Source organism: Porphyromonas pogonae (assembly GCF_036320655.1).
In the GTDB taxonomy this organism is placed as follows: Bacteria; Bacteroidota; Bacteroidia; order Bacteroidales; family Porphyromonadaceae; genus Porphyromonas; species Porphyromonas pogonae.
In genome coordinates this window covers 1,896,111-1,921,629 of record NZ_CP143258.1, presented here as the reverse complement: position 1 = coordinate 1,921,629, position 25,519 = coordinate 1,896,111, and the positions used below count along the sequence as shown (strand labels likewise).

The window sequence follows — 25,519 nt, the reverse complement described above, 5'->3', positions numbered from 1 at the left end:
CAAAAAAATGGCACATGTAATTACCAACGACTGCGTTGCATGCGGTACGTGTATTGACGAATGTCCTGTAAACGCAATTTCTGAAGGCGAAATCTATAAAATAGATCCTGATACTTGCATCGATTGTGGTGCTTGTGCAGCAGTTTGTCCTTCTGACGCAATTCATGGTTAGTCCCCCTTAACTTTGACCTACATCGTCCGGATATATTCAATGATCCGGGCGATTTTTTTATTTCTTTTGTCTAATATTGGCATTTATGTCTATCAATTGAGCTTTTATTCCTTGAATTCCAAAATGGGTATATCTAAAATTTAAAGATATGTGCCTACTCTTATATAAAGATCCTGAAAATTAGAGGCGAAAATGCGACTTTTCTCTATTCAATGATGACTTTGCCGGCATATAGTGGTGTACAACGGCTTCTAAGACTATGTTGCAAAAGTTTTAGAGCTTTGGCTCCAGTACAATGTCCCGGATAAAAATGAGCTTTGGGTGCTAAGTGTGCCAGCTCTTCTGCTATCGTGTTAATCTCATCTTCCGACTCGATTTCTACATGTTCATTCGGATCAATCAAATGAAATCCACCTACAACAGCGGCAATGCTTTTGTGTGGGAGTAATGTTTTGCTCATAGCTAAAATATTGAGTATACCACGATGCGAACAACCACTTAATATTGCCATACGCTCTGACTCTATTAAAGCAATGGCCAGTTCATGCCCGAATGTATCTTGTCGGGTGCAATCCTGATCATTAAAAAGAATTTTGTTTCCTTTGGGAGGTAGGTACTTGGTTCCTTCAGGACTGAAAATCACAATATCACCCAAATAATATTCTCCGGATGCATTGGTCTCTTTATTGATAAAAAGAAATCTTTCAGAATAAGTGTCTAATATTTGGGGGTAGCCAATATCTTTCTTTTCATTCCCTCGCATGGAATAGTATTGGTGACCGGGTAATTCTTTGCTCATAATTACACGGGCTTTCTTGTTAATCTCCAAAAGCCCTGGTAAACCTCCTGTATGATCATAATGGGCATGTGACAGTATGATGAAATCAATATCCTCAAGATCCACATTCATCATCAGTGCATTGTGACTAAGAGTTTCGAATGACTGTCCTGTGTCATAAAGAACCTTGTGCTGGCGTGTTTCTATATATAACGCAAAGCCATGCTCAGCCTTATACTCAGGGTGAGAGCTTCTGTTATCGACAAGTATGTTGATCTTCATTATAAAGGATTTTAATCAGTATAAGCTTGAGATAAAGATAACCATTTAGTTTGCTGAAGATGCTTACAACATAGTGAAAATGAATCAAAGTCGTATAAATTAACATTTGACATGTTTATCTTGATTTCTTTAGCCTCTATTTCATGTAATAAATAATAGGTCTATTAATACACCGTATGATGTAAAAACTCTAAAAAAGTGGCGGAATATGACGAAAATTCAAAAAATATGAAGGAAAAGTAGTTTTTTCTTGAAGAAATATTTGGTGTTTCAAAAATAAGTCGTATATTTGTTATGTGTTTTTCATGGTATTAGATTTAAGGTTAACGAAAAAGATTGGTTGTCGGGAGACAACCAATTTTTGTTTTTTATAGCCATTCCATCTTTGATCTATAATATTACATCATTTTATCTCCATCCTTTTGCAAGTCATATTTTACTCCCAAAGTAAAGCCGCTTATACCATACATCGGATGGCATAAGCGGCACACTTATGAAGATTTATAAAATTATTCTATAAGTCGTCTTCTATAGACGTTGATTTGGCATATGCACTAGGTTTAGCTTCAAAAAAGTCTGTTTTGATGAGATTGGCATTGCTGTACTGCAATACCCAGTTCATGCTAGCCGGTTCCTGATCATATCCTTCGTATAGCTGACCAAATCCTAAATTTTCAGAGCGTAAGTTGGCCAAATACTTGATGTAGTCACTAACCATTTGTTTGGTGAGACCTTCTATATCATCGCCGATAACATATTCTCCCCATTCGATCTCTTGTTCTGCACCTTCTTTTATCATAGATCTATAGAGTTCGACATTTTCCGGAGTAAAGAGTTGCGGTTCCTCTTTCTGAAGCTCTAAAATCATAGAGCGAAACAGCCATAAGTGAGTATTTTCGTCTCTATTGATGTAACGGATCTCCTGTACCGAACCTGGCATCTTACCATTGCGCCCCAGATTGTAGAAGAACATAAATCCGGAGTAGAAGTATACTCCTTCGAGAATATAATTGGCTACCATGGTCTTGAGTAATTGCTCCGGACTTTTGTCCAACTGAAATTCGTTGTATATATCGCCAATAAATTTGTTTCGTTTGAGTAAGTGCTCGTCATCCTTCCATTGGTATAGTATTGCCGATCGCTCTTCCGGCGAGCATATAGTATCCAGCATATAACTGTAAGACTGCGAGTGTACTGCTTCTTGAAAGGCTTGGATGGTAAGACAAAGATTTATCTCATTTGCAGTAATGTATTCTCCTACATTGGGTAAATTTGCCGTTTGGATGCTATCGAGGAATATCAGGAATGAAAGAATTTTATCGTAAGCATTCTTCTCGGCTGGAGATAATTCACGATAATCTTTTACATCCTGACTCATATTGATCTCTTCGGGAATCCAAAAGTTATTCATAGCTTGGCGGTACCAGTTAGCCACCCAGCTGTACTTCATATTATTAAAATCGTTGAGGTTCGTGGTATTACCATTGATGAGCCTCCGTTTATTGACTTCTATATCGCCATATTCATTGAACAAGGCTTTCTTTTTAAGATCAGACATAGGATACTTATATGATGTTTATTATTAAGCTGAACAGGTCTCACATTCTTCTACTTCAAGAGAACGGCTCCTAACGTAGTAAAGAGTCTTGACTCCCTTTTCCCATGCTCTGAGGTAGAGGTCAAGTATCTTGCGAAAGGTGAAATCCTGAGTGATATACAGATTGACTGACTGAGCTTGGTCAAGATGGCGCTGGCGTATTGCTGCTGCATCTACTACCCAAGCTTGGTCGATCTGGTGTGCAGTTTTGTAGAGCCAGAATGTGGCATCGGAGAGTTGGGGGGCTACTCGTGGTATAATACTCCCTTTTTTCTCTTCCAGGAAATAGCGGTTCATCACAGGATCTGTACCCGCAGTAGTACCGGCAATGATAGATGTAGAGCTTGTAGGGGCAATGGCAAGCAAGTAGCCATTGCGCATACCTGAGGTATGTACCTTAGAAGACAATTCTTTCCATTGCTCGCTTGTGTATGATCGTAGTTTGAAATAGTCACCTGTGTGCCAGTCACTACCTTCGAAAAAGCTGTAAGTCCCTTTTTCTTGCGCAAGTAGGTTAGAGGCTTCGATAGCATAGTAATTGATTTGCTCATACACTTTGTCCATAAAGGTAAGATGTTGTTCACTCTCCCAATGAAGACGTTTTTGTGCAAGTAAATGGTGATATCCGCTTGTCCCTAGACCTATAGGACGCATCTTATGATTGGTAATTTTAGCATATGGTATGGGATAAAAGTTGAGGTCGATAACATTGTCCAGAGCTCTTACTATAGTATGTACTACCTCTCGGAATTCTTCTTGGCTATCAGTATTGATATTACCTAATACAAGAGAGGCCAGATTACACACCACGAAGTCGCCTGCTACTGTCTCCTCTATTACTACCTCTTGTCCGTTTTCAATACGCACTATGGTCTGCTTAGTTTCTATCTCTTTTTGATTTTGAGCAATCTCAGTACATAAGTTAGAGCAGTAGATAATACCCTTATGTTTATTCGGATTCATAAGGTTTACCGTGTCCCTATTGAAGATAAAAGGAGTACCTGTCTCTACAGCAGATTTAATGATAAGGCGTAGCATATCTTTTACCTTAATAGCTCTTTTGCTGATACGAGTTTCCTGGACGCATTCGAGATAACGTTGTTTCCATGATTCACCGTAGAAATCTTCCAAGCAGTATCCTTTGATACTCTCTATCTCATGAGGGCACATCATATACCATGTACCATCAATATCTTCCTTAACCATTTGCCAAAATAAATCAGGAATGCATATGCCGGGAAAAACATCATGAGCTTTCATCCTATCATCACCGTTATTAGTTCTGATCTGTAAGAATTCGGGCATATCTTTGTGCCATATATCAAGGTATATGGCAACAGAGCCTTGGCGTACCCCGAGTTGGTCTACGGCTATAGCTGTGTCATTACACAGTTTAATCCATTTGAGTACTCCTCCCGCAACACCTTTGAACCCTCGTATATCAGAGCCTACAGCTCTTACCTTACCCATGTAGATACCCATACCGCCACCAAATTTAGACACTTGTGCAAAGTTATTGATAGTGCGGTAAATACCTACTAAGCTATCCGGCATCACATCTTCAAAGCAACTTGATAGCTGACTAAGAGGTTTGCGTGCATTACTCATGGTAGGTGTTGCCATGGTTACTTGTAATTTGCTTAAGATATCATATATTTTCTTAGCCCAAAAGACTTTATTGTTCCCTTCAGGTATGGCAAGATGCATTGCTATACCCATAAACATTTCCTGAGGACGCTCCAGTAACTTGTGATTGGTATCGGTAATAAGATATCGCTTGCTTACAAGATGGAGGCTACTGTATGTCAGTAGATGGTTACGGGTTTTATCTTGATGGGCTTCCAGCTCCTCTATTTCATGCTTGTGATAATGCTCGAGCATATAATGCCCGTAGAGCCCTTCTTGAGAAAGATAGACAATCTTTTCATAAAAGCTATGCAGATGTAGCATTTCTTCTTGTGTGCCTATATTACGCTCTATTTGCATCAAGAGCAAACGTGACGCTATAAATTCCCAATTGGGAGCTTCTGGCGTAATAAGCTCTACTGCTGCTTTGGTAAGAATTTCTAATGTGTCTGCATCTTCTTTATAAAATGCTTGATACTTGCTGTAAAGGAAATCCAAAGAGTATGCTCTGTCCGGGAAAGAAGCCTGTACGTCTTTGAGAAGTCCTATGATTTCTTGCTCCTCTATAGTCTTACGAAACTTATTAATCGTTTCTCTATACTCACTTCTCTTTTCTCTGTACAAAATATAAGCTTTGGCTACTCTATAGTATCCCGTAGCCATAAGCATTCGTTCTACAATATCCTGTACTGTTTCTACATCTGTTTCCTGACGTCCCTGAAGCTCTGTAGCCATATTTCTACATATTTCATCTATATGCTCCTCGGAAACTCTTTCTCCGCAGGCAGTAAAAGCTCTTCTTATGGCACTTTTAATCTTTTCAAAGGTAAATTCTTCAACAGCTTGATTACGCTTGAGTATTTTCATTGTTGTTATTTTATAGAGATGCAATGTGGAACTACTTTTCAATAATTATCACTCAAAGGTATATAAATTTTTATGGATTTCAGATTGAATAAATAAATTGATCGCCCAATTAATTTCCTCTCCCTTGAGGCTAGAAGAGTGTAAATATTTCGCATTACATGAATTTTAACACACATAGTAAATTATATGTTCTAAGTAAAATTTGTTTTGGAAACTCACATATTCGAGATGCATCCAATCAAATTTTTACTTTGATTACATCATCTAGATTAGTGGTGTATGCAGGTGAAAGATTGGTTTGATTCATTTTGAATGTTTTCTCCCCCATGACAGCTAAGCGTAGAGTGTTTTTATGGTATTTATGATTGATATGATCCATTGTCTGCATCAAACGTTGGTGTTTAGGGTTGGAATTGAAGAATAGAGAAGGCGTACAATTCTCTACATCCTGAAAGTCATATAAAGTAATCCCTGCTTTCTTATAATAAAATCCATCACGAAAAATCTCTTTAAGCCCTGATATGGCGAAATCAATGAGCTCTATAGTGGATGAAGAGGGGAAAGGTAGTTTTATCTCTATTCCTTGTGCATATTGAAGGTATTTATCTTTATGCTTATTGGTATGGATAAATACATGCATGCGAAGGCATAATGAGTGTTGCTCACGTAATTTGGCTGCTGATAATGCCGTAAAAGTCGCTATGCGTTCTCTTAATTCCTCAAAACTGTTGTATTCTTTATCAAAGGTTCTGGTAGTCGAGATACTTTTTCTTTTCTCGCGCTCTTCCATTACGATCGAAGATATCCCTTTTAAATCTCTTTGTAGATTAAGGCCTGTGATAGTCATATTCTTCAGAACCCAGCTTTCTGCAATATGAGTGAAGTCCAGAGCTTTGTGTACTCCTATACGATTTAATCTTTCCACATTTTTACGCCCGATACCCCAGACATCCCTTATATCAAGCCATTTTACCGCTTTTATCCTAAGTTCTTCTGTGTCTATAACATGCACGCCATTGACTTCCCGAGAGTATTTCTTGGCTATTCTATTAGCTGCTTTAGCCAGCGCTTTGGTAGGAGCTATTCCTACAGATACCGGCAATCCTGTACATATCTCTACTTGTTGCTTGATGAGTAAGCCGTATTGTCTAAGATTGGAGGCTATACCATCAATGTTCAGAAAACATTCATCAATAGAATAAATCTCCTGTTGAGGGCTATAACGGGACAAAATACTCATGACCCTTCGGCTCATATCTGCATATAATGCAAAATTGGCTGAAAATATATGTACCCCATGCTTACGGAATACATCTCTATATTTAAAAGCCGGAGCTCCCATAGGAATATCCAAACTTTTGGCTTCATCTGAGCGCGCGATGATGCATCCGTCATTGTTTGAAAGCACTACGATGGGTTGCCCTATGAGCTTCGGATCGAAAACCCTTTCACATGAGGCATAGAAATTATTAACGTCAATCAACGCAAACATCGCGTAGGAGTGGGTTTGACAATGAGAATCACTACTGCCCAGATGCTGAAATGATCCTCTTGTGATACATGTATTATCGGAAAATCTTTATTGTAGGGAATGAGATCAATACCATCTTCTGTAAGTTTCAGTTTTTTCAATGTAAACTCCCCATCTATAGCACACACTACAATGTCTCCATCCATAGGATTGAGACGCAAGGATCTATCCATATAGAAGTAATCACCATCATTGATGAATCCATCCATAGATACGCCGTAAGCTTTGCCTATGAAAATAGCCTCCGGGTTACGCATATAACGACCTAAAATATTGAGAGGTTCCAAAGAAAAATCAGATGCAGGAGAAGGAAATCCGGCTGGAATAGCCCCAACGTATGGAAACTCCTGTCCTTTATCTTCATTAGATATATTATATACTTCTACCGTATTATCATTTCTATCACCGTTCATCATACACCTTTTCTACAAAGATACTGACTTAATAGGAATGAATGGCTATGTTTAAATTCGTAATGGGTAGGACCGTGGAGATATAATATCTAGGCTTATTTTATCTCAGAGGTTAAGGGGTATCTTGTATTCATAATATTTGAGACATATATTTTGGCGTATCCTACTTTCAAAGCCATGGATCCCATGAGCAAAATCTTGTTTCTATCGGCAGAGAGCCAAAAGAATGTGTCAGCCTTCTGCCCATCTCCCGCAAATGCTTTGTCTTTCACAAAGACGGCTATTTTATAGCTGTTAAATTTACGTTTGTTGACTTCTATAACCTCTTTCCCGATGTATCTCAATGTTACAGGGACTACTGATCTACCTGAAAAAACATTATATGTAAAGGCGGTTTCTGACGCTATATTTTCCCATTTTTTTGAGCGTACATCCATTACTAATGCCACCATATCAAGTCCTTTCCGAGCCATGATAGTCGAGTCCAGTGTGAGTTCTCCCGATTTATACCTGGTCATGTGTGCATAAGTATTGCCTCCTGAATACTTATATTGATAGTTATCAATACTCGCAGTGCCGTTTTCAACTACTCTTTTTGAGCCTTGGGTAAGTAAAAGGGAATTATTATAGTAACACTCCAGCGTGTCGCGCATCTTATAAATATTGTCAAAGAAAGAGGATGTCTTGAAAAGCACCCTGGCTCTGTATCCCGAAGCATAGTAGCCGTATGTCATTGAGGCTTCACCTGCACGAGGCTTTATTCCTCCCCATTTAAAATGAGTGTTATAAATAATTCTTTCATTTATGGCCGCAAAGTTGTTGTTTAATACCACTTGTGACTTTGCCTGAAGACACCAACCAATAAATAATACAGCAAATAGAATCTTTGAAATAAATAAATTACCCTTAATAAATCTGTTAATAGAACGATGTCTTGCTTTTCTGACTTTCATAATAATTAAATATTAGTGTTCTTTATTGAAACCGAGCAAACTCTTCCACTTTAAACTCAAATAAGCACCTGAGTCTAATTGATTGCAATTTATACTGTATAATAAACAACAAATAGTTGATGAGGTTTAGTCAGTTACATCTGTCTTTAAGGTTATTATACTTCCATAGCCTGTAGTATGTTCGAATGCTTCATTCAATTTAAACTCTCCATTCCATACTCTGGCGCATAATTGCACTCCACTATGTGTAAATATAAGCACATTCTTGATATTTTTCATCATGACAAGTTCATTCATAAATTCACTTGTCCTTTTTAGTTGGTTAGCAAAGGATTCTCCATTCGTAGGTATTACATTTATATAATCTTTGTACCAGTCATTCAAAACGGGATCTTTGATATCATCAAAGCGTTGCATTTCCCAGTTGCCGAAGTTGAGTTCCATAAGACGCTCGTCTTTGATGAAGTCAGTGTATCCGCAAGCTTCTGCCAAATGCGTACATCTTCTCAACGGACTGCTGTACACCCTGTCGAATTTTATTGTTTCCAACTGTTTTTTCACCTCCAAAGCTTCTGCTTCAAATGAATCCTTGAGCCCCACATCGGTATGCCCATAACATGTCCCCGCTTGTACATTCACAGCTGTGTGTCTTACTAAATATATATTCATATACATCCTTTTGTTTGGAGAATACTAATAACCATAACACCCATATAAAATCCAAGCTCGGTGAGTAGAAACGTGGCTCCGCAACAATCACCTGTATAACCCGATAATTTATTTTTCATCATATATACCAGTATAGCGAATATAATTATGGAGAGAGAGAATGCTGCAAAATACATTGTCGGGAGTAGTATTATGGCCGGTAGCAAACCCGTTATTGCACAAATAACAAATGACCCAATCCCCATACGGTTATATACAGTGTGGGTTTTGCTTTCCTCTATGTTGCGGGCATAAGGTAGCAAGTTTGTCAATTGGGCTGTAAGAGCTTTGCATAATGGATCTCCCACAACAAGTGCAATGGATAGGATAGTGGGAGGAATAAGAATGAGCGTGTTGAAAAGAAGCAGATAATAGATTATCATTCCTACCACTCCATAGCTTCCCGTGCGAGAGTCTTTCATAATCCTGAGGATACCTTCGGCATCCCTGCCGCCTCCGAATCCATCAAATAGATCGCCCAGTCCATCCTCATGAAAAGCACCTGTAAGTAATAGACGCACTATAATAGCCAGGATAACGGCAATAGACACCGGCACAATGTACATGGTACTCCATACCGTAATTGCCATAGCCCCCCCGGTAATCCATCCGGCCACAGGCCAAAAGTCTGTGGCTCTCTCAAATGCTTGAGCCGGGATATTCTTTATGCGCCAAAAGGGTAACCGCGTAAATAGTGTTAGTGATGCCAATAATCTATCTAGCATATTAAGCAAAGTATTTAGTCATTTCTGCCTTTCTGAATGATGCCATTTCGTGTAACATAAGCACTGATGATTGTATTATAGGATAGGCGCATACGGCTCCTGTGCCTTCTCCCAGTCTCATCCCCAACTGTAGTATGGGCCTTGCATGTAGTACATGTAGCAACTTAGAATGTCCCATCTCATCCCCCTGATGTCCGAATATAGCATATTCAATAGTCTCCGGGTATAATTTACAAGCGGCAAGCATGCAAACAGTCATGATGAATCCGTCTACGAGAATAATCATTCCCAGAGATGCTGCTTGTAGCATAGCTCCTGTAGCAGCAACCATTTCATATCCCCCAAAATAGCGCATAATATCTTCTGTAGACCGATCTCCTTTATAATGCGCCATGCAATCTGATAGCACCTTATACTTATGTTCGATACCAGATTTGTCAAGACCGCTACCTGCACCTACGCATTCGTCAAGAGGAATGCCTGTTAAATAACTCATCCATACAGATGATGCCGCGGTATTGGTAATTCCCATTTCGCCAAAACTTATAATGTTACACCCATTGTCATAGGCCTGTTGCACTGATTCGCAACCGATTTCAATAGCTTTGTCAAATTCGTTCGAGTTCATAGCCGCCTCGTGCAAATAGCTACGAGTTCCTTTTCTTATTTTTCTGTTAATTACAAGATCATTAGGGGCAAAATCATAATCAACACCTGTGTCTACTACTACCAATTTGAAACCATGCTGTTTGCACAGATAGTTGATACCTGCACCTCCATCAATGAAGTTATTTACAACCTGCCATGTCACCTCTTTGGGCGACTTACTGATGTTTTCTTCTACTATACCATGATCTGCAGCAAATATAATATTGTACGGATGCTTTAAGTTAGGTTTCAGGCTCCCCGTAATCAGCCCTACTCTTATTGCGATCTCTTCCAACCTCCCTAGTGAGCCTTTGGGTTTTGTAAGGTTATTTATCTTATCTTCCAAGGCGTTTATAATCCTTTTATCAGGCTGAGTTATCTCAAAGGTCTTCATTATTTATTATTGAGTTATTTGATAAACAAGGGTATTCCACTCACCAACATGACTACCTCATCCGCTTCTTGAGCAATGAATTGGTTGAGCCATCCCTGTAAATCTGTAAATCGACGTTGAATATCGTTTTCGGAGACTGCCCCGAGACCTATCTCATTGGTCACAAATATGAAAGTTGCATCTTGGGATGTAAATTTGATAAACTCTTTTTTGAGGGCTTCCAAAGCCTCTTTTATATGAGAGTCCATATCGAAGAAAAAATTTGTAGCCCACAAGGTCACACAGTCTATTACCACTGTTTGTCCCGTAACATCGTGTTTACTCAATTCTTTTTCCTCTTCGATGTTTGTCCATTGATTCCCTCTGCGAGCCTGATGAATATGGACACGCTCCCTAAATTCATCATCCCATATTCTGGCTGTGGCTATGTATAGAGGTGTGGAACTTAGTGATAGTGCCAAATTCTCTGCATATGAGCTTTTACCAGACCGTTGCCCCCCGGTAATCAGTACTATTTTTCTCATGGTGAGTGTTTATTTTATTCCCAAAATTAGTAAAATAAACTTCTAGGTACTTACCTTTGCGTAGTAGTTTTATCTTATTCAAACATGCTCGAGGCCAATCTGTATATAATCACTTCATCCGATCTTATAGGAAATGACATGGGCTTTTGTCAGGGGTTATCCCATTTGGGTGTTGTTTTTGCCCCCATAGAGTCTTATGCTATTTGTGGCCAATCTTTTTTTAAAATTCAAATAACCTACAACCCCGATTCTGACAAACTATTGTTGGCTTATTTGCTTACATGGGCAAGGCTATACGGATGGTATATTTACAGACAGAAATATAAACGCCCCATGGTCGATATCAAATTCGCTGCATTTGATCTTGACGGCACGATAATAGTCAACGAACTTATGTCCGATCTGGCTAAAGCCAAGGGATGTAGCAAAGACATGAATTTCCTTACAGAAGAAACGATGAGAGGATACCTTCCCTTCGCCGAGAGCTACAGGTTAAGGCTCAAAATGCTCAAAGGGATTACATATAATGATATCAAGATGGTCTGTACCGATATTGTCTTTGCATCCGGCTTTGAGCATTTATTCAATTACCTCAAGAGCAAAGATGTTCTCATGTATCTTATTACAGGAGGGTGGAGTATTTTTTGTGATTATGTGAGGGAGACATACCCTTTCGATGGATATATTGCCTCTTGCCCTGTTTTTGAAAATGATGTATTTGTGGGAATGTGTAATGAGCCTCTGGTCGACGAAGAGGCTAAAGCTCGATTCTTCTCGCATATCTTAGAATCTCACAATATTGAAGCTTGTGACACTTTCGCTATGGGCGACGGAGCTAATGATATACTCATGCTTTCAATTTCAGATCATGCTTTCTTATATTCTGCAGTTGCTTCCACCCATTTTAGCCATATACCCATCGATTCATTTCTTGCTATTTGTAGAGAGGTTTGATGTCTTGAGACTGTTGCAAAAGTCAACAGTCTCATGGATTTTGGAGGCAAAGCCGACAAAAGACACTTTGACCGGGCAGAGAGGGTAAAGTGCAAGGCGCTAAGAGTGAGTGCACAGGGAGTTTACTTCCGGTAAATGACCAAGCACGAATCTCGCAAGCAACGAAGCAATTTGCCTGCTATGCAACGGTCTCGTCTTATGGCGTTGTGCAATATCTATCACATAAACAAAAAGCTCCGAAGTAACCAAATACTCCGGAGCTATTTTTCTTTTTTGTGGATTGTGTTATTTAAAACAGAGGTATCTGATAGATTACACCCAAAGAGATTCTATTGGTGTAAAAATCTTGCATGTTTTTCACTCTTTCCTCTTGGAATTTATGACTACGTCCTACATATGTGAGGAAGAAATGCAAATTGCTATTCATAGGGTAATACTCTATACCTGTAAAATAGCCCCATGATGTCAAATATTTACCTTCTGCAATATTCTTATTTTCTACTTTGAAACTCTTGTCTGCCGATGCTGTTTCATACATACCCTTTACAAACCAGTTCCAACGTGGTGCAAACCTGCAATTTACTTTTGCTATAAATGAGAGGTACGACACATCCTGTGCTGTGAATGCTTTCTCGTAGTTGTAGGTGTTGAATAGGATATTGCTCATGATACCTTTTCTATCCAATCCTTCTTTTGAATACATTACGTCAAAATACATATCCAATTTTTTAGAAAAATTGATTTGATTACCAAAAGCAAGGAAATACATATTCTTCTTGGTAGATTCGGACAAGAGAGAGGCGGACCATCGAGGTTGGAATGCTCCGTTGAATAAGTTTCCATTCCAGTTCAGAGAATATACCAATGGAACTTTTGTGCGATGAATACTCTTGTCATAGGCTACATCATAAGTTTTATCAAAGCTATGATTCAAACTATTTGCCACTTGGAACTGGATCTGATGTTCTGGAGATGGATTGAATATGAAATTAACACCGGTAAAGAAGTTGTTCATATTGTCAATCAAATTGCAATATTCGTATACTTCAATGGGGTTTAAGTCAAATTCAATACCTCCGTAAGCAGCACACTGTTTACCTACAAACATAGAGAACTTGTCCGAAATCTTTACACCTAACCCTGCTATATCAATAGAAGTAGGCATATTGTCCATCCCGGGATTGTTAGGGCTATTTAGACGTTGACGCCAACGGTAGGAGAATGTATCGTTAATATTTCCTCGAGCTTCTATACGTAGCTGACGCATATTGAAATGGCTATAATTCTGAGAGGGGTTCAGATTATTCCATTTCCCGTCGAAACTACCCTGTAGATTTAGATAAAGATTGAATTTATCATTCTTCTTCTCCAGATTGGTCACGCGCTCGTAAATACTTTTTTCATCTTTTGCCGGCTCATGATCTTGTTGTGCCAGCAATGCTCCCTCAAAAGCCAAGAAGGAGAGTACAAGTAAAGTCTTTTTCATTAAATGATCTGTTAACATAAACTATTATAAATTAATACTGATTAAAATATTCTTGGAGTTTTTTCCAATCAGTTGTTTTCGTCAAGCCCAACATGAGCAATACACGTGCTTTTTGCGGATTAAGGTTTTGTGAAGCAATAAACTCATACTTTGCATCGTCTACTTCTGCGTCAAGTGTGGTAGGCCCAAAAGGTACTCGAGAAGAGCGTACTACAAGAATGTTCTTTTTACGAGCATCTGCCAGTACAGGGAATACATCTTTGTGAATATTTCCATTACCTACACCGGCGTGGATGATACCTTTATAGCCACTTTTGATAAGAGCCTGAGTAGCTTCTGGCCCTACATTGGAATAGCTGTACACAATTCCTACTTTGGGTAGTTCTTTGAGGTTACGCACATCAAATTCCGAGTCTACAGTATGTTTGCGATTTACTAGGTGATTGTAAAATACTTTACCGTTGAGTACATAGCCGAGAGGTCCGGAGTTGGCTCCAATGAATGTCTCAGGCTGTACTGTATTTGATTTGGTTACATCACTGGCACTCACGAGGTAGTTGTTCATAGCCACAATTACACCTTTGCCCACACTTTCGGGAGCTGCTGCCGCTACCACAGCGTTATAAAGATTGAGAGGTCCATCAGCACTCAGGGCTGTTGAGGGGCGCATAGCACCTACTAATATCACCGGCTTCTTACTTTTTACGGTCAATTGCAAGAAATATGCTGTTTCTTCCATGGTGTCAGTTCCATGAGTGATTACAACAGCATCAGCTTCATTTTTTTCAAAAATTTCATTGATTCGCTTGGCAAGTGTAAGCCAAACGATATCGTTCATGTCTTGTGAGCCTATCTTTACAATCTGCTCTCCTGTAACTTCAGCAATATTTTTAATTTCGGGTACCGCACTAAGCAAAGTCCCGATAGCTACTTGTCCTGCTGTGTAATTTGTTTGTGTCGCAGAAGCTCCCGTTCCGGCAATAGTGCCACCGGTAGCCAATATATGTACACGAGGTTTTTGGGCAAAAGCCGATACCATCGCAAGCATCATCAAAATGCTTAGGATACTGAATCTTTTTGAATTCTTCATAATAATTGTGATTTTTAATTAATATTAAAATAATATCGCTATAAGCAGGAATCCCGCAAGTATCGCTACCCCAGTAGATATAATACCTGGCATCATAAATGAATGGTTTAGAATGTACTTACCGATACGGGTCGTTCCTGTTCGATCAAAGTTAATAGCTGCCACTACCGTGGGGTAATTGGGAATAAAGAAGTATCCGTTTACAGCAGGGAACATGGCTATAAGCATAGGTGAAGATATACCCAAAGCAATCCCCAGAGGCATCAATGCTCTCACGGTAGCTGCCTGGCTGAATAATAAAATAGACATGACAAATAATGCAATACCAAATAACCAAGGATATTGCGTTACGATTCCTTGTATGGAATGTGACAATTCGGCCATATTACCTTGTATAAATGTATCACCCATCCATGCAATACCGAATATGGCTATTACAGCCTGCATCCCTGCATTGAATACAGATCCTTTTGTCGCTTTGATACCATCTGTTTTCGTAACTAATAAAATGATTGCGGCGGCTGTGAGCATCAGTATTTCTATAATATAAGGCATACCGAGTTTTTCAGGATTGCCATTCACCGTAAAAGTAGGGCGCAAGGTATCAATAGATCCGAATAGAACAATCATTACTGTAGCTGCAAGGAATATCCATATTGATATGAGAGCGTTCTTTTTATTGGTTGCTCCGGAGATTTCTGCTGCGGGCTTATCCAATAATCCTTCTTTTACTCTTCTCTGGTACTCAGGATCATCTTTGAGCTCTTTACCCACCTTCATAGAGTACAAAGCTCCGGCCAATACTCCTATGATAGTAGCTGGAATACTGATCTTGAGGATGTCGAATAAGGTAATGTTGAATCCCGCCAACATACTTAGAAGAGCTACCGTTGCTGCTGATATAGGGCTAGCTGTAATAGCCTGCTGCGAAGCTATAACGGCTATCCCCAAAGGACGCTCGGGGCGGATCTTAGTCTCAGTGGCAACTTCGGCTATAACGGGCAAAACAGAGTAGGCTACGTGTCCTGTACCTGCAATAAATGTAAATACATATGTAACCAAGGGACTTAACCACACTACATGTTTGGGGTTTTTCCTAAGTAATTTCTCCGCTATTTTCACCATGTGATCAAGGCCGCCTGCAGCTTGCATACATGCGGCAGCAGAAATTACTGCTACAATCATCAACATAACATCAATAGGGGGGGATGTGGGTTGGAGACCAAATCCGAAAGTGAGTACGGCAAGCCCTACGCCTCCCATTACTCCTAATCCTATCCCTCCCAGTCGGGCGCCAATGATAATGGCGATCAGGACTACTAATAATTCAAAAATCATTGTTTCTTTCAATTAATACACAATATAATACACAAAGATATTCATCATGATCAAAGATGCAATAAAAAGGATAGAATATCTTTGGGCGGACTGCCTTTACTCTCAGCCACATAGGATCTTTATCGTCTTTATACTTTTGATTTCAAAATACATGATATCATGTGATTTTTTCTTCTTTATGAAATTGTAAAGAGTTATTGTGTTTTGGTTTTACATTACACCATCCAAGGTGTTTTTATTTTTTATTTGCAAAAATAGAAAAAACCTGGTAGGTTACAAGCCCAATGTGTAAATACTTCTTTAATTATTTTCTGTGAGATTTTTTCGTCTCGAGAGATTTGCATATTCGATTATATATGCCGTTTTTTTGACATTATGTCAAAAAACAATGCATTGATTTGACGCATATGGTTTTTGTAAATCGCTGATAAAAACCCATCTAAATAAATTAAAAAAGCCAATGATTATCTGAAAAATAAGCTCATTTTAGTTATAAAATATACTCCTATTTAGACAAAGTCTAAATAAGGATGAAGCAAAGAAGCTTGAAGAAAAAACAAAATACAGGGTATAATAAAATACGTTTGAATAATTGCATCATAACCAAGCATTCTTATCAATGGCTAAGACTAAAGTGTGTTTTGTAGGTATATAATACTTTTAACTAAGAAAAATATAAGATTGTGACGAATTATATTTGAGTCTATCTCTAGTTATGTGATGAGTTTGTTGTCCTTATATAATAGGACGAAAGTTTTTATACATCAGGCAATGATCTTTGTACATGAGTCAGCGATTTTTATATGACAAAACCGCCATTCGTATATGAAAGAATTGTAATAGAAAACGCCTGTAACGGGTTCAATATATATACAAAAAAGCACAACCTCTAAGAAATGAGATTATGCTTGACCATATAATCGTTGTGCAGATACGTAGACTAAGGTGTTGTGAGCTTAAATTACGCTATCAAAGCTTTGGGTTTTATTATATTTGCAGTATGTGTAATTAATGCTAATGCCCAATATTTGAAGAAGATACAAAACGGGTGTTAGGGAAGGGTAGTGTAGCTCGGGTGCTGAAATATAATTTAGTATTCATAACGTCTGTTTATATAAAGTATTTGATGTATAATTTGCTTTGCGAATGATGATCGGCTACAAAGATAATACATTGAAGAACCCTTGTCAAGTGCTCGTTTTCCATGTTAAGGGTTGCGGAAGCCATTCATTATGCTTTAAATCCTAAAGTTACATTTTGATAGTCTTATTCCCGTTCTGATATATAAGGATAGAACTTGATGTTAGTATACCTCATCCCCCATCAGGGTCAAAAAAAGACTCCTCAAGATTGAGGAGTCTTCATCAGGTGAATCTATCTTTTGTCAAAGATTTATTTTCGATACCTTAGGAATTATACTTTCACGATATCCTTGATCCCTCCAAGTGCGCTCAGTACACCAGATGCTTCGTAAGGCAGGTATACCGTTTTGTTGTTTTGTCCGCTTGTCATTTCTTTTAAGGTTTCCAGATATCTCATGGCTATGAGGTACTGAGCAGGGTTGGAAGTTATTCCCACAGCATCGGAGATCATGCGTATAGCTTTGGCTTCGGCTTCAGCAGTGAGTATTTGTGCCTGTGCCACAGCTTTGGCTCTAAGGACTTGTGCTTGTCTTTCGCCTTCTGCATGGTTGATAGACTCCTGCATCTTACCTTCCGACTGGCGTATAAGAGCTTCCTTTTGCCCCTCGGCCTGTAGGATTTGGGCACGTTTGTCACGCTCGGCGCGCATCTGCTTTTCCATAGCATCTCGTATGTCGCGTGGGGGATTGATGTCTTGTAGTTCCACTCGATTTACTTTTACTCCCCACTTATTTGTGGCTTCGTCGAGGATCACCCTGAGCTTGTTATTGATGGTGTCGCGGCTTGTAAGAGTTTCGTCCAGATCCATCTCCCCAATGACATTACGTAAGCTTGTCTGTGTAAGCTTCTCAATAGCATCCGGCAGATTGGATATCTCATACATGGCACGCATGGGATCTACTATCTGAAAGTAGAGAATGGCATTGATCTCTGTAACTACATTGTCTCGGGTGATTACGCTCTGTCTCGGAAAATCATATACCGTTTCCCTGAGATCAATCCTCTTCACGTCACTGAAACGTATGATACTCTCGCCTCCTTGAATGGGAAATGTGTATCTCCAACGCATAGGACGAGGCTTATCAATAAATGGGATAATAATATTCACTCCTGAATTAAGTGTTTTATAGTACTTCCCAAGTCGTTCGATAAGCATGGTTTGAGATTGTTGTACAATCTTGAGCCCGTTGGCTACGATGGAAATAGCCAGCACGGCCACTACAATAATTACAATGGCAAGTGTGTTCATAGAGAATATTTTAATTAATAAGTTTCACTTTAAGTTCGATGCTGGTACGTGCCGTAATCTCTACAGTAGCACCTTTGGGGATGATTTCATGCAAGTTTTCGGCATGAGCTCTCCAGTTATCGCCGTCTACTGCTATACGTCCGGTATCCAAACTCTCATTTATTTCTTCTGTCACTTTGGCTCTTCTTCCTATCAGGGCATCAGCTCCTGTTTTTACTTCTGGGTCTTTCCATAATCTAAGCATTATGGGTCTCAGGAGTAATAAAGACAGCACACTTGATACCGCGAAGATGATGATAAGCCATATTACATTTACTCCAAATAATGCGGGTATAGTGGTAATTAAGGCAGCCACCCCAAAACAAGCAAGTAGAAATCCCGGAGTAAAAATCTCAGCAATAAGCAGAAGAAAGCCTACTATGAGCCAAAATTGCCATCCGAAATTGAGAAAGAAATCAGAATAGTTCATGATATGTAAGTATTACATGGTTTTAATGTTGTAATCAAAGTTAAAAAAAAATAATATATCCGATAATCCTTCATGAACTTTCTATTGACAACATTCGTTCCTAATGTACTGAGTTGAGGTCGAAACATGATTTTCGGTTACGATTGGGTGGTATATAAAGTAGATTAGTAATAAAAAATTATCATCTTTGTATGATATTTCAAGAGTGTTGCATATGATATTAAACTTTCTTTTGTTTATAGCCGGCGTATTGCTCATTATAGGTGGGGCTAACTATCTTACTGAAGGAGCTGCTTTCTTGGCTCGTAAAATAGGTGTTACTCCGTTGGTCGTCGGGCTCACGGTGGTTGCCTTTGGGACATCAGCCCCTGAGTTGGTGGTGAGTCTTACATCTGCACTCAAAGGTAGTGCTGATATAGCAGTGGGTAATGTGGTAGGAAGTAATATTTTCAACATACTTATGATTACCGGTATTGCAGCCATGATAACGCCGTTGTCTGTAACACGAGGTACTATTTATAAAGAAATCCCATTGATGATATTATCTTTTGTAGTCATGGCTGTCATGTGCATGGACTCTTATTTCGATGGGTCGCTAGCTCTTGGAGGCAATGTCATTACCCGTTCCGAAGGATTGATATTGATAGCTTTCTTTCTCATTTTTTTGAGCTACACCTTCTCTATCGCCAAAAAGCATTCCGGGCCTGTGACAGAACCATCACACAAATATCCCGTATGGCTTGCGATAGTCTTTTTAGTGGGAGGTATTGCTGGGCTTATATTCGGAGGAAATCTATTTGTGGACTCATCTGTAAAGATAGCACGTGGTTTTGGAGTTAGTGAAGCATTTATCGGACTTACTTTGGTTGCCTTCGGCACTTCCTTGCCGGAATTAGCAACTTCTATAGTAGCAGCTTTGAAGAAAGAGCATGACATTGCCATAGGTAATGTGGTGGGATCTTCTCTTTTCAATGTATTTTCAGTATTAGGCATATCAGCCTCTATATCACCCATACATGTCAGTGGTATCACTCTCATTGATCTTATGGTAATGATCTTTTCCGGGCTTCTATTATATTTGGTTGGAGTATTCTTTGGTGATAAGACCATCAAGAGATCAGAGGGTACAGTACTAGTATTGGTATTCATATTATATATGGTATATCTGGGCATTAATCTCTAAGCAAATACAACTGCCCAAGCTTTAAAGAAATATTGTTAATGGAAAATAATGATAATACACAGGTAAACCGCAGTGAAAGCGAGCTGATGATTGAGAGGGAATATAAACTATTGATTCAAGATTATCTCAATTCAAATCACCGGCGAAAAATTGAAAAAATCGATAAGGCTTTCAAACTGGCTAATGAAGCTCACAAAGGGGCAAAAAGGCGAAGTGGTGAACCTTATATACTCCATCCTATTGCTGTAGCACGCATTGTATGTAAAGAAATGGGTTTGGGGTCTACTTCTATCTGTTGTGCTTTGCTGCACGATGTGGTAGAAGATACGGAATACAGCGTGGAAGACATCCGTGAGATGTTTGGTGATAAGATTGCACAAATTGTGGATGGGCTTACTAAAATATCCGGTGAGGTTTTCAGTAATACAACTTCTTTACAAGCCGAAAATTTCAGGAAGCTTATTCTTACGATGAATGATGACATACGTGTAATCCTCATCAAAATAGCAGATCGTCTGCATAATATGAGGACGTTATCATCTATGTTGCCTGCAAAGCAAATGAAAATAGCGGGTGAAACATTGTATGTTTATGCTCCATTGGCTCACCGTTTGGGCTTGTTTGCAATAAAAAGCGAACTAGAGGATCTGAGCTTTAAATATGAATACCCGGAGGAGTTTGCCTCTATCAAAGCCAAAATATGCAACACAGAGGAGAGACGGCAGGATCTCTTTCGTCATTTCGCAGAGCCTTTGAGAAAAAGATTTGCTCAAATGGGATTTCAATATGAGATGAAAGCTCGTGTCAAGTCTATTTATTCCATTTGGAAGAAAATGCAAGCCAAGGCAGTCCCTTTCGAAGAAATTTATGACTTGTTTGCAGTACGTATTATCTTTGATTCACAACCCGGATATCCCGATAAGAATCGATGTTGGGATATCTACTCAGCTATTACCGATATCTACAAGAATAGACCTGATAGGATTCGTGATTGGGTGAGTAGCCCCAAGAGTAATGGGTATCAGGCTTTGCACCTTACAGTGATGGGGCCTGATGGAGAGTGGGTAGAAGTGCAGATTCGTAGTCGTAAGATGGATGATATTGCCGAGAAAGGATTTGCCGCTCACTGGAAATATAAATCCGAAGGGGTAGAAGAGGACTCCGAATTAGATAAATGGTTACGCACTATCCAAGAAATATTGGAAAATCCAAGTCCTAACGCCATGGACTTCTTGGATACAATCAAGCTTAATTTATTCTCAGGCGAGATTATGGTGTTTACCCCCAGAGGAGATATCCAAAAGCTACCGATCGGTGCTACAGCTTTGGACTTTGCATATTCTATTCATTCCAAATTAGGTAATCATTGTATCGGAGCTAAGGTCAATCACAAACTCGTACCCCTTTCTTATGTACTCTCCAGTGGAGATCAAGTAGAGGTTTTGTCAAGTAAAAATCAGTTGCCTACAGAGGAATGGCTCAAATATGTTACTACCGCTAAAGCGAAAAGTAAAGTAGATGCAGCGATACGCAAGCAACGAAGAGACTTTACGCACAAGGGGGAAGATAAAGTAGTGGCTCATCTTGAAGCCAACAAACTCCCGGTGACTACAGCCAATCTTGACAAAATCGCGGCTTACTATGGTTTTGATAAGCGTGAGGATTATTTCTATGGCGTGGGTAAAGAGGCAATACAACTCCCTGATAATCTTAAGAAAGTATTTGAAAACGCTGGAGCTGCCCAAGGGAATTTCCTTACAAGAGCAATCCGTACGGCTCTTAATGTCACAAAAAATAAAACAAATGAGACTAAGCCTAAAGAGGTTATAGACACAAAAAAGACATATATCCTTACTGAAGACGCCCATAATCTCAATTATAGAGTAGCTCCTTGTTGCAAGCCTATTCCCGGTGATGATGCTTTCGGTATCATAGGTGAAGATGGAATGATAGAAGTACACAAACGCTCATGTCCTGTAGCGATGAGACTGAAAAGTAGTCGCGGTGACAAGATTGTATCAACGAAATGGGGTGAACACCGTAATCTTACTTTTGATGTCACATTGATTATCAAGGGTATTGATTCGAAAGGTATTCTTAATGCTATAACTCTGACTCTTCTCGAAGATTTCAACGTCAATATCAAAGAGGTCAGTATAAAGTCCAACGACGGTATTTTTGAAGGTGTTCTTACCATCTTAGTTCAAAATACCAATGACCTTAACAGGATAATCCAGATATTACAGAAGAATAATTCTATTATCTCAATCACACGTTCTACAGAAAACAGATGAAATAATTGATGGAAAAAGTATTATTTGTTACCGGTATAGACACTAATATCGGTAAGACTTATGCCACCGCTTTTTTGGCAAAAAAGTTTAGTAAAGAAGGACAGCGTATTATTACACAAAAACTTATTCAAACAGGATGTGTAGATACCTCTGAGGATATCGATACTCACCGTGCATTGCTCGGGGATGAATATAATGAAGAAGACAAAGCACATCTTACAGCTCCTGTAATATTCAGCTACCCGGCATCTCCGCATTTGGCAGCCAAGATTGATAAACGTACCATAGACTTCAATAAGATAGATGATGCTACATCAGAACTAATACACAGGGGGTATGATAGAGTCTTGCTTGAAGGGGCCGGAGGTATTATGGTGCCTTTGACAGAAGATTACCTGATTATCGATTTTATCCGAGATCATCACTATCCCGTAGCTATCGTGACCAGTGGGCGTCTAGGTAGTATCAACCATACATTACTTACAATAGAGGCCTGTTTAAGGCGCAATATAAAAATTGAAAGGATACTCTACAATCTCTATCCTCAGACAGATAGTATAATTGAAGAAGATACGATGGAATATATCCGGGAATATATTCGAAAACATCTTCCCAAAACGGAATTTGACATTATTCCCGAACATCATTAGACTATACATTGATAATCGAATCCAATAATAGTAGGCATTTATGGATTAGTCCTTTTCAAGTCATGCTCAAGCCTGCGGGCTCTTTGTGCAACATGAAATGTGACTATTGCTATTATCTTGAGAAGGCTGATCTATTGTCCCAAGGGTGCAAGACAGGTAAGACATTTATGTCTGATCAGATCCTTGAGAAATTTATAGCTTCATATATTACGTCACAGCCTCCTGGCAATGTCTCTTTTACTTGGCATGGTGGCGAAGCCCTTATACGTCCTTTATCCTTTTATAAAAAAGCCCTTGTTTTTCAAAAAAAGTATGCAGGCAATCTTTATTCGATTGATAATTCTATTCAAACCAACGGATTACTTCTGAATGAGGAGTGGTGTCGTTTTTTTAAAGAAAATAATTTCCTTGTCGGTATCTCTCTTGATGGAAGTGAACGACAGCACGATAAGTTCCGCAGGACAAATGGCGGTAATAATTCGTTCTCACGAGTAGCCAGAGGAATAAATTTACTACAGCATCATGGTGTTAATTTTAACGTATTGGCAACCGTAAACAGCTATAATGCCGATGAGCCTTTAGAATTTTACCATGCAATCAAAGGGCTTGGGGTGGAGTATATACAATTCACCCCCATAATTGAGCGTGTGGGAAGTCGTGCAAATAGTTTTGCCGAACCTGAAGATCTATCTATACTTACGAGGAGTCAAGATGGTCCTGTGGACATACCAAATACTATTACTTCTTCACCAATGGTCCCTTACAGTATAACACCTCTTCAATGGGGATATTTTACGACAACTCTTTTTGATGAATGGATCAAAGATGATGTAGGGCGTATTTTTATTCAGTTGTTTGATGTAACGTTAGCCAATTGGATGGGGATGTCCCCGGGGCTATGCAGTATGGCCAAATATTGTGGTAGAGCGGGTGTGATGGAGTGGAATGGAGACGTATTTAGTTGTGACCATTTTGTTTATCCAAGATACAAACTGGGTAATATCATGGATAAGTCTCTTGAGGAGATGATGAATAGTGAAGAACAGATACGCTTTGGCAACCTCAAGTATGATGCTTTGCCCACACAGTGTATAGAGTGTGAGTTTCTATTTGCCTGCCATGGTGAATGCCCTAAAAACAGATTTAGCCATACTGCAGACGGTACTCCTGGGCTTAATTACCTATGTCGAGGTTATTATAAGTTTTTCAAACATGTAGCTCCTTATATGGACTTCATGAAGCAATGTCTCATGGATGGTAAACCACCTGCTCTTGTTATGGATTGGATCAAGGATTTTAAATAAGTTATTGAAAAAAGCTATGAAACAATAATACATAAGCTCCGTTTTTATAGTAGAAGATATATAAATCACTCTATATATAATTATTGTATTATTTACCCAAAGTATAAAATCTATGGAATCAAAAAGAAGATATACTTACATTATAGCTTTATTATTACTATCTTGTTTCGCTTTTATAGCATTTTCAGGCAGTGGGATCAATTATTTCAGTTCCACCAAACAGATAAGTACTAATTTCAAGTATAAATCTCAAAAGACAGACTCCGTGAAAGATTTTAAAGATAATTTCAGACAACTTACCTTTGAGGAAGAGAATATCATTGTAAATAAAGGAACAGAAAGGCCTTTTACAGGTGAATTACTCAATGAGACCAGAGAAGGTATATTTCATTGCAAACGCTGTGACGCACCTCTTTATAATTCAAGTAGCAAGTTTCAGAGTCATTGTGGTTGGCCCTCTTTTGATGATGAGCTCCCCGGTGCTGTAGAGCGTAAAGTTGATAAAGATGGTATACGTACCGAAATTTTGTGTAAGAATTGTGGTGCTCACTTGGGACATGTATTCATCGGAGAAGGATTTACTTCTAAAAATACAAGACACTGCGTAAACTCATTATCCATGATTTTTAAACCTAAAACAGAGAATAAAAAGATGATAAAGAAAGCTTATTTCGCATCCGGATGCTTCTGGGGAACGGAGTATTATTTCCACAAAGAACCGGGTATAGTGGAAACAACTGTGGGGTATATGGGAGGACACAAAGATAATCCTTCTTATCAAGATGTTTGCTCCAATACAACAGGCCATTTAGAGACTGTGGAAGTAGAGTATGACCCCTCGAAAACATCTTATGAAAACCTTGTTAAGTTGTTTTTTGAGACACATGATTTTACGCAAAAGAATGGTCAAGGTCCCGACATTGGGTCACAATATCTCTCTGCAATTTTTGTTTCGGACCCTGAGGACAAGGCTATTGCAGAAAAGTATATCAAGATACTGCGTGATAAAGGTTATGATGTAGCTACCACGATAAAGCCATTGAGTCACTTCTGGAAGGCTGAAGATTATCATCAGGAATATTATGATAAAAAAGGCGGGACTCCATATTGTCATACCAAAAGAAAGATATTCTAAGACCCTT

The 25,519-nt window shown here is 39.0% G+C and carries 22 protein-coding genes; 7 read left to right on the top strand and 15 right to left on the bottom strand.

Annotated elements, in window-relative coordinates:
• The first annotated feature begins 7 nt into the window (after nt 1–7).
• Nucleotides 8–172 (top strand): DUF362 domain-containing protein, encoded by a 165-nt coding sequence (locus VYJ22_RS07630; RefSeq protein WP_329903333.1) that lies wholly within the window; start codon nt 8–10, stop codon nt 170–172.
• A gap of 205 nt (nt 173–377) precedes the next feature.
• Here VYJ22_RS07630 and VYJ22_RS07625 read toward each other — a convergent pair whose 3' ends face one another.
• The 10 genes from VYJ22_RS07625 to cobU form a co-directional block, all read right to left on the bottom strand.
• Entirely contained in the window at nt 378–1,232 is an 855-nt protein-coding gene (locus VYJ22_RS07625) for an MBL fold metallo-hydrolase (RefSeq protein ID WP_329903332.1), read from the bottom strand.
• A 514-nt stretch (nt 1,233–1,746) separates the two neighbouring features.
• The gene (locus VYJ22_RS07620) at nt 1,747–2,790 is read right to left on the bottom strand and encodes a ribonucleotide-diphosphate reductase subunit beta (RefSeq protein ID WP_329903331.1); all 1,044 of its coding nucleotides are present in this window, start codon (nt 2,788–2,790) and stop codon (nt 1,747–1,749) included.
• Nucleotides 2,791–2,814: 24 nt separating this feature from the next.
• Entirely contained in the window at nt 2,815–5,322 is a 2,508-nt protein-coding gene (locus VYJ22_RS07615; protein ID WP_329903330.1) for a ribonucleoside-diphosphate reductase subunit alpha, read from the bottom strand.
• Nucleotides 5,323–5,560: 238 nt separating this feature from the next.
• Nucleotides 5,561–6,814 (bottom strand): Y-family DNA polymerase, encoded by a 1,254-nt coding sequence (locus VYJ22_RS07610; protein ID WP_329903329.1) that lies wholly within the window; start codon nt 6,812–6,814, stop codon nt 5,561–5,563.
• Nucleotides 6,802–7,269 carry a LexA family protein gene (locus VYJ22_RS07605; protein WP_329903328.1) on the bottom strand — a complete coding sequence of 156 codons (468 nt, stop codon included), beginning with the start codon at nt 7,267–7,269 and terminating at the stop codon, nt 6,802–6,804. The genes VYJ22_RS07610 and VYJ22_RS07605 overlap by 13 nt, the downstream gene beginning before the upstream one ends.
• Before the next feature lie 92 nt (nt 7,270–7,361).
• A complete protein-coding gene (locus VYJ22_RS07600; protein WP_329903327.1) occupies nt 7,362–8,219 on the bottom strand; it encodes a DUF3108 domain-containing protein in 858 nt (285 codons plus the stop codon).
• 126 nt (nt 8,220–8,345) lie between these two features.
• Nucleotides 8,346–8,888, bottom strand: coding sequence for an alpha-ribazole phosphatase (gene cobC, locus VYJ22_RS07595; RefSeq protein WP_329903326.1), 543 nt, complete (start codon nt 8,886–8,888; stop codon nt 8,346–8,348).
• On the bottom strand, nt 8,885–9,652 hold the full coding sequence (locus VYJ22_RS07590) for an adenosylcobinamide-GDP ribazoletransferase (protein WP_329903325.1): 768 nt from the start codon (nt 9,650–9,652) through the stop codon (nt 8,885–8,887). Before VYJ22_RS07590 ends, cobC begins: the two co-directional genes overlap by 4 nt.
• A gap of 1 nt (nt 9,653) precedes the next feature.
• Nucleotides 9,654–10,694: a nicotinate-nucleotide--dimethylbenzimidazole phosphoribosyltransferase gene (gene cobT, locus VYJ22_RS07585; RefSeq protein ID WP_329903324.1), complete on the bottom strand. Its 1,041-nt coding sequence runs from the start codon at nt 10,692–10,694 to the stop codon at nt 9,654–9,656.
• A gap of 14 nt (nt 10,695–10,708) precedes the next feature.
• On the bottom strand, nt 10,709–11,218 hold the full coding sequence (gene cobU, locus VYJ22_RS07580) for a bifunctional adenosylcobinamide kinase/adenosylcobinamide-phosphate guanylyltransferase (RefSeq protein WP_329903322.1): 510 nt from the start codon (nt 11,216–11,218) through the stop codon (nt 10,709–10,711).
• An 84-nt stretch (nt 11,219–11,302) separates the two neighbouring features.
• On the opposite strand from cobU, the gene VYJ22_RS07575 reads away from it, so the two are divergent.
• Nucleotides 11,303–12,172, top strand: a complete 870-nt coding sequence (locus VYJ22_RS07575) for an HAD family hydrolase (RefSeq protein ID WP_329903321.1) — start codon at nt 11,303–11,305, stop codon at nt 12,170–12,172.
• A gap of 289 nt (nt 12,173–12,461) precedes the next feature.
• On the opposite strand, the gene VYJ22_RS07570 is transcribed toward VYJ22_RS07575, so the two are convergent.
• The 5 genes from VYJ22_RS07570 to VYJ22_RS07550 all read right to left on the bottom strand — a co-directional run bounded on the left by VYJ22_RS07570 (nt 12,462) and on the right by VYJ22_RS07550 (nt 18,946).
• Nucleotides 12,462–13,658, bottom strand: coding sequence for a porin (locus VYJ22_RS07570; protein WP_329903320.1), 1,197 nt, complete (start codon nt 13,656–13,658; stop codon nt 12,462–12,464).
• Between the two features lie 31 nt (nt 13,659–13,689).
• Nucleotides 13,690–14,748, bottom strand: coding sequence for an L-asparaginase 2 (ansB, locus tag VYJ22_RS07565; RefSeq protein WP_329903318.1), 1,059 nt, complete (start codon nt 14,746–14,748; stop codon nt 13,690–13,692).
• Between the two features lie 24 nt (nt 14,749–14,772).
• Complete coding sequence (locus VYJ22_RS07560; protein WP_329903317.1) at nt 14,773–16,086, bottom strand: anaerobic C4-dicarboxylate transporter; 1,314 nt, start codon at nt 16,084–16,086, stop codon at nt 14,773–14,775.
• A gap of 1,413 nt (nt 16,087–17,499) precedes the next feature.
• Nucleotides 17,500–18,477 (bottom strand): SPFH domain-containing protein, encoded by a 978-nt coding sequence (locus tag VYJ22_RS07555; protein WP_329903315.1) that lies wholly within the window; start codon nt 18,475–18,477, stop codon nt 17,500–17,502.
• Between the two features lie 10 nt (nt 18,478–18,487).
• Complete coding sequence (locus VYJ22_RS07550; protein WP_329903314.1) at nt 18,488–18,946, bottom strand: NfeD family protein; 459 nt, start codon at nt 18,944–18,946, stop codon at nt 18,488–18,490.
• Nucleotides 18,947–19,160: 214 nt separating this feature from the next.
• On the opposite strand from VYJ22_RS07550, the gene VYJ22_RS07545 reads away from it, so the two are divergent.
• From VYJ22_RS07545 to VYJ22_RS07525, 5 genes are all read left to right on the top strand, one after another.
• Entirely contained in the window at nt 19,161–20,129 is a 969-nt protein-coding gene (locus tag VYJ22_RS07545) for a calcium/sodium antiporter (RefSeq protein WP_329903313.1), read from the top strand.
• 38 nt (nt 20,130–20,167) lie between these two features.
• A complete protein-coding gene (locus VYJ22_RS07540; RefSeq protein ID WP_329903312.1) occupies nt 20,168–22,423 on the top strand; it encodes a RelA/SpoT family protein in 2,256 nt (751 codons plus the stop codon).
• Nucleotides 22,424–22,431: 8 nt separating this feature from the next.
• A complete protein-coding gene (bioD, locus tag VYJ22_RS07535; RefSeq protein WP_329903311.1) occupies nt 22,432–23,073 on the top strand; it encodes a dethiobiotin synthase in 642 nt (213 codons plus the stop codon).
• Between the two features lie 44 nt (nt 23,074–23,117).
• Nucleotides 23,118–24,377 (top strand): anaerobic sulfatase-maturation protein, encoded by a 1,260-nt coding sequence (locus VYJ22_RS07530; RefSeq protein ID WP_329905592.1) that lies wholly within the window; start codon nt 23,118–23,120, stop codon nt 24,375–24,377.
• Nucleotides 24,378–24,489: 112 nt separating this feature from the next.
• Nucleotides 24,490–25,512: a bifunctional methionine sulfoxide reductase B/A protein gene (locus tag VYJ22_RS07525; protein ID WP_329903309.1), complete on the top strand. Its 1,023-nt coding sequence runs from the start codon at nt 24,490–24,492 to the stop codon at nt 25,510–25,512.
• The last annotated feature ends 7 nt before the right edge of the window (nt 25,513–25,519 follow it).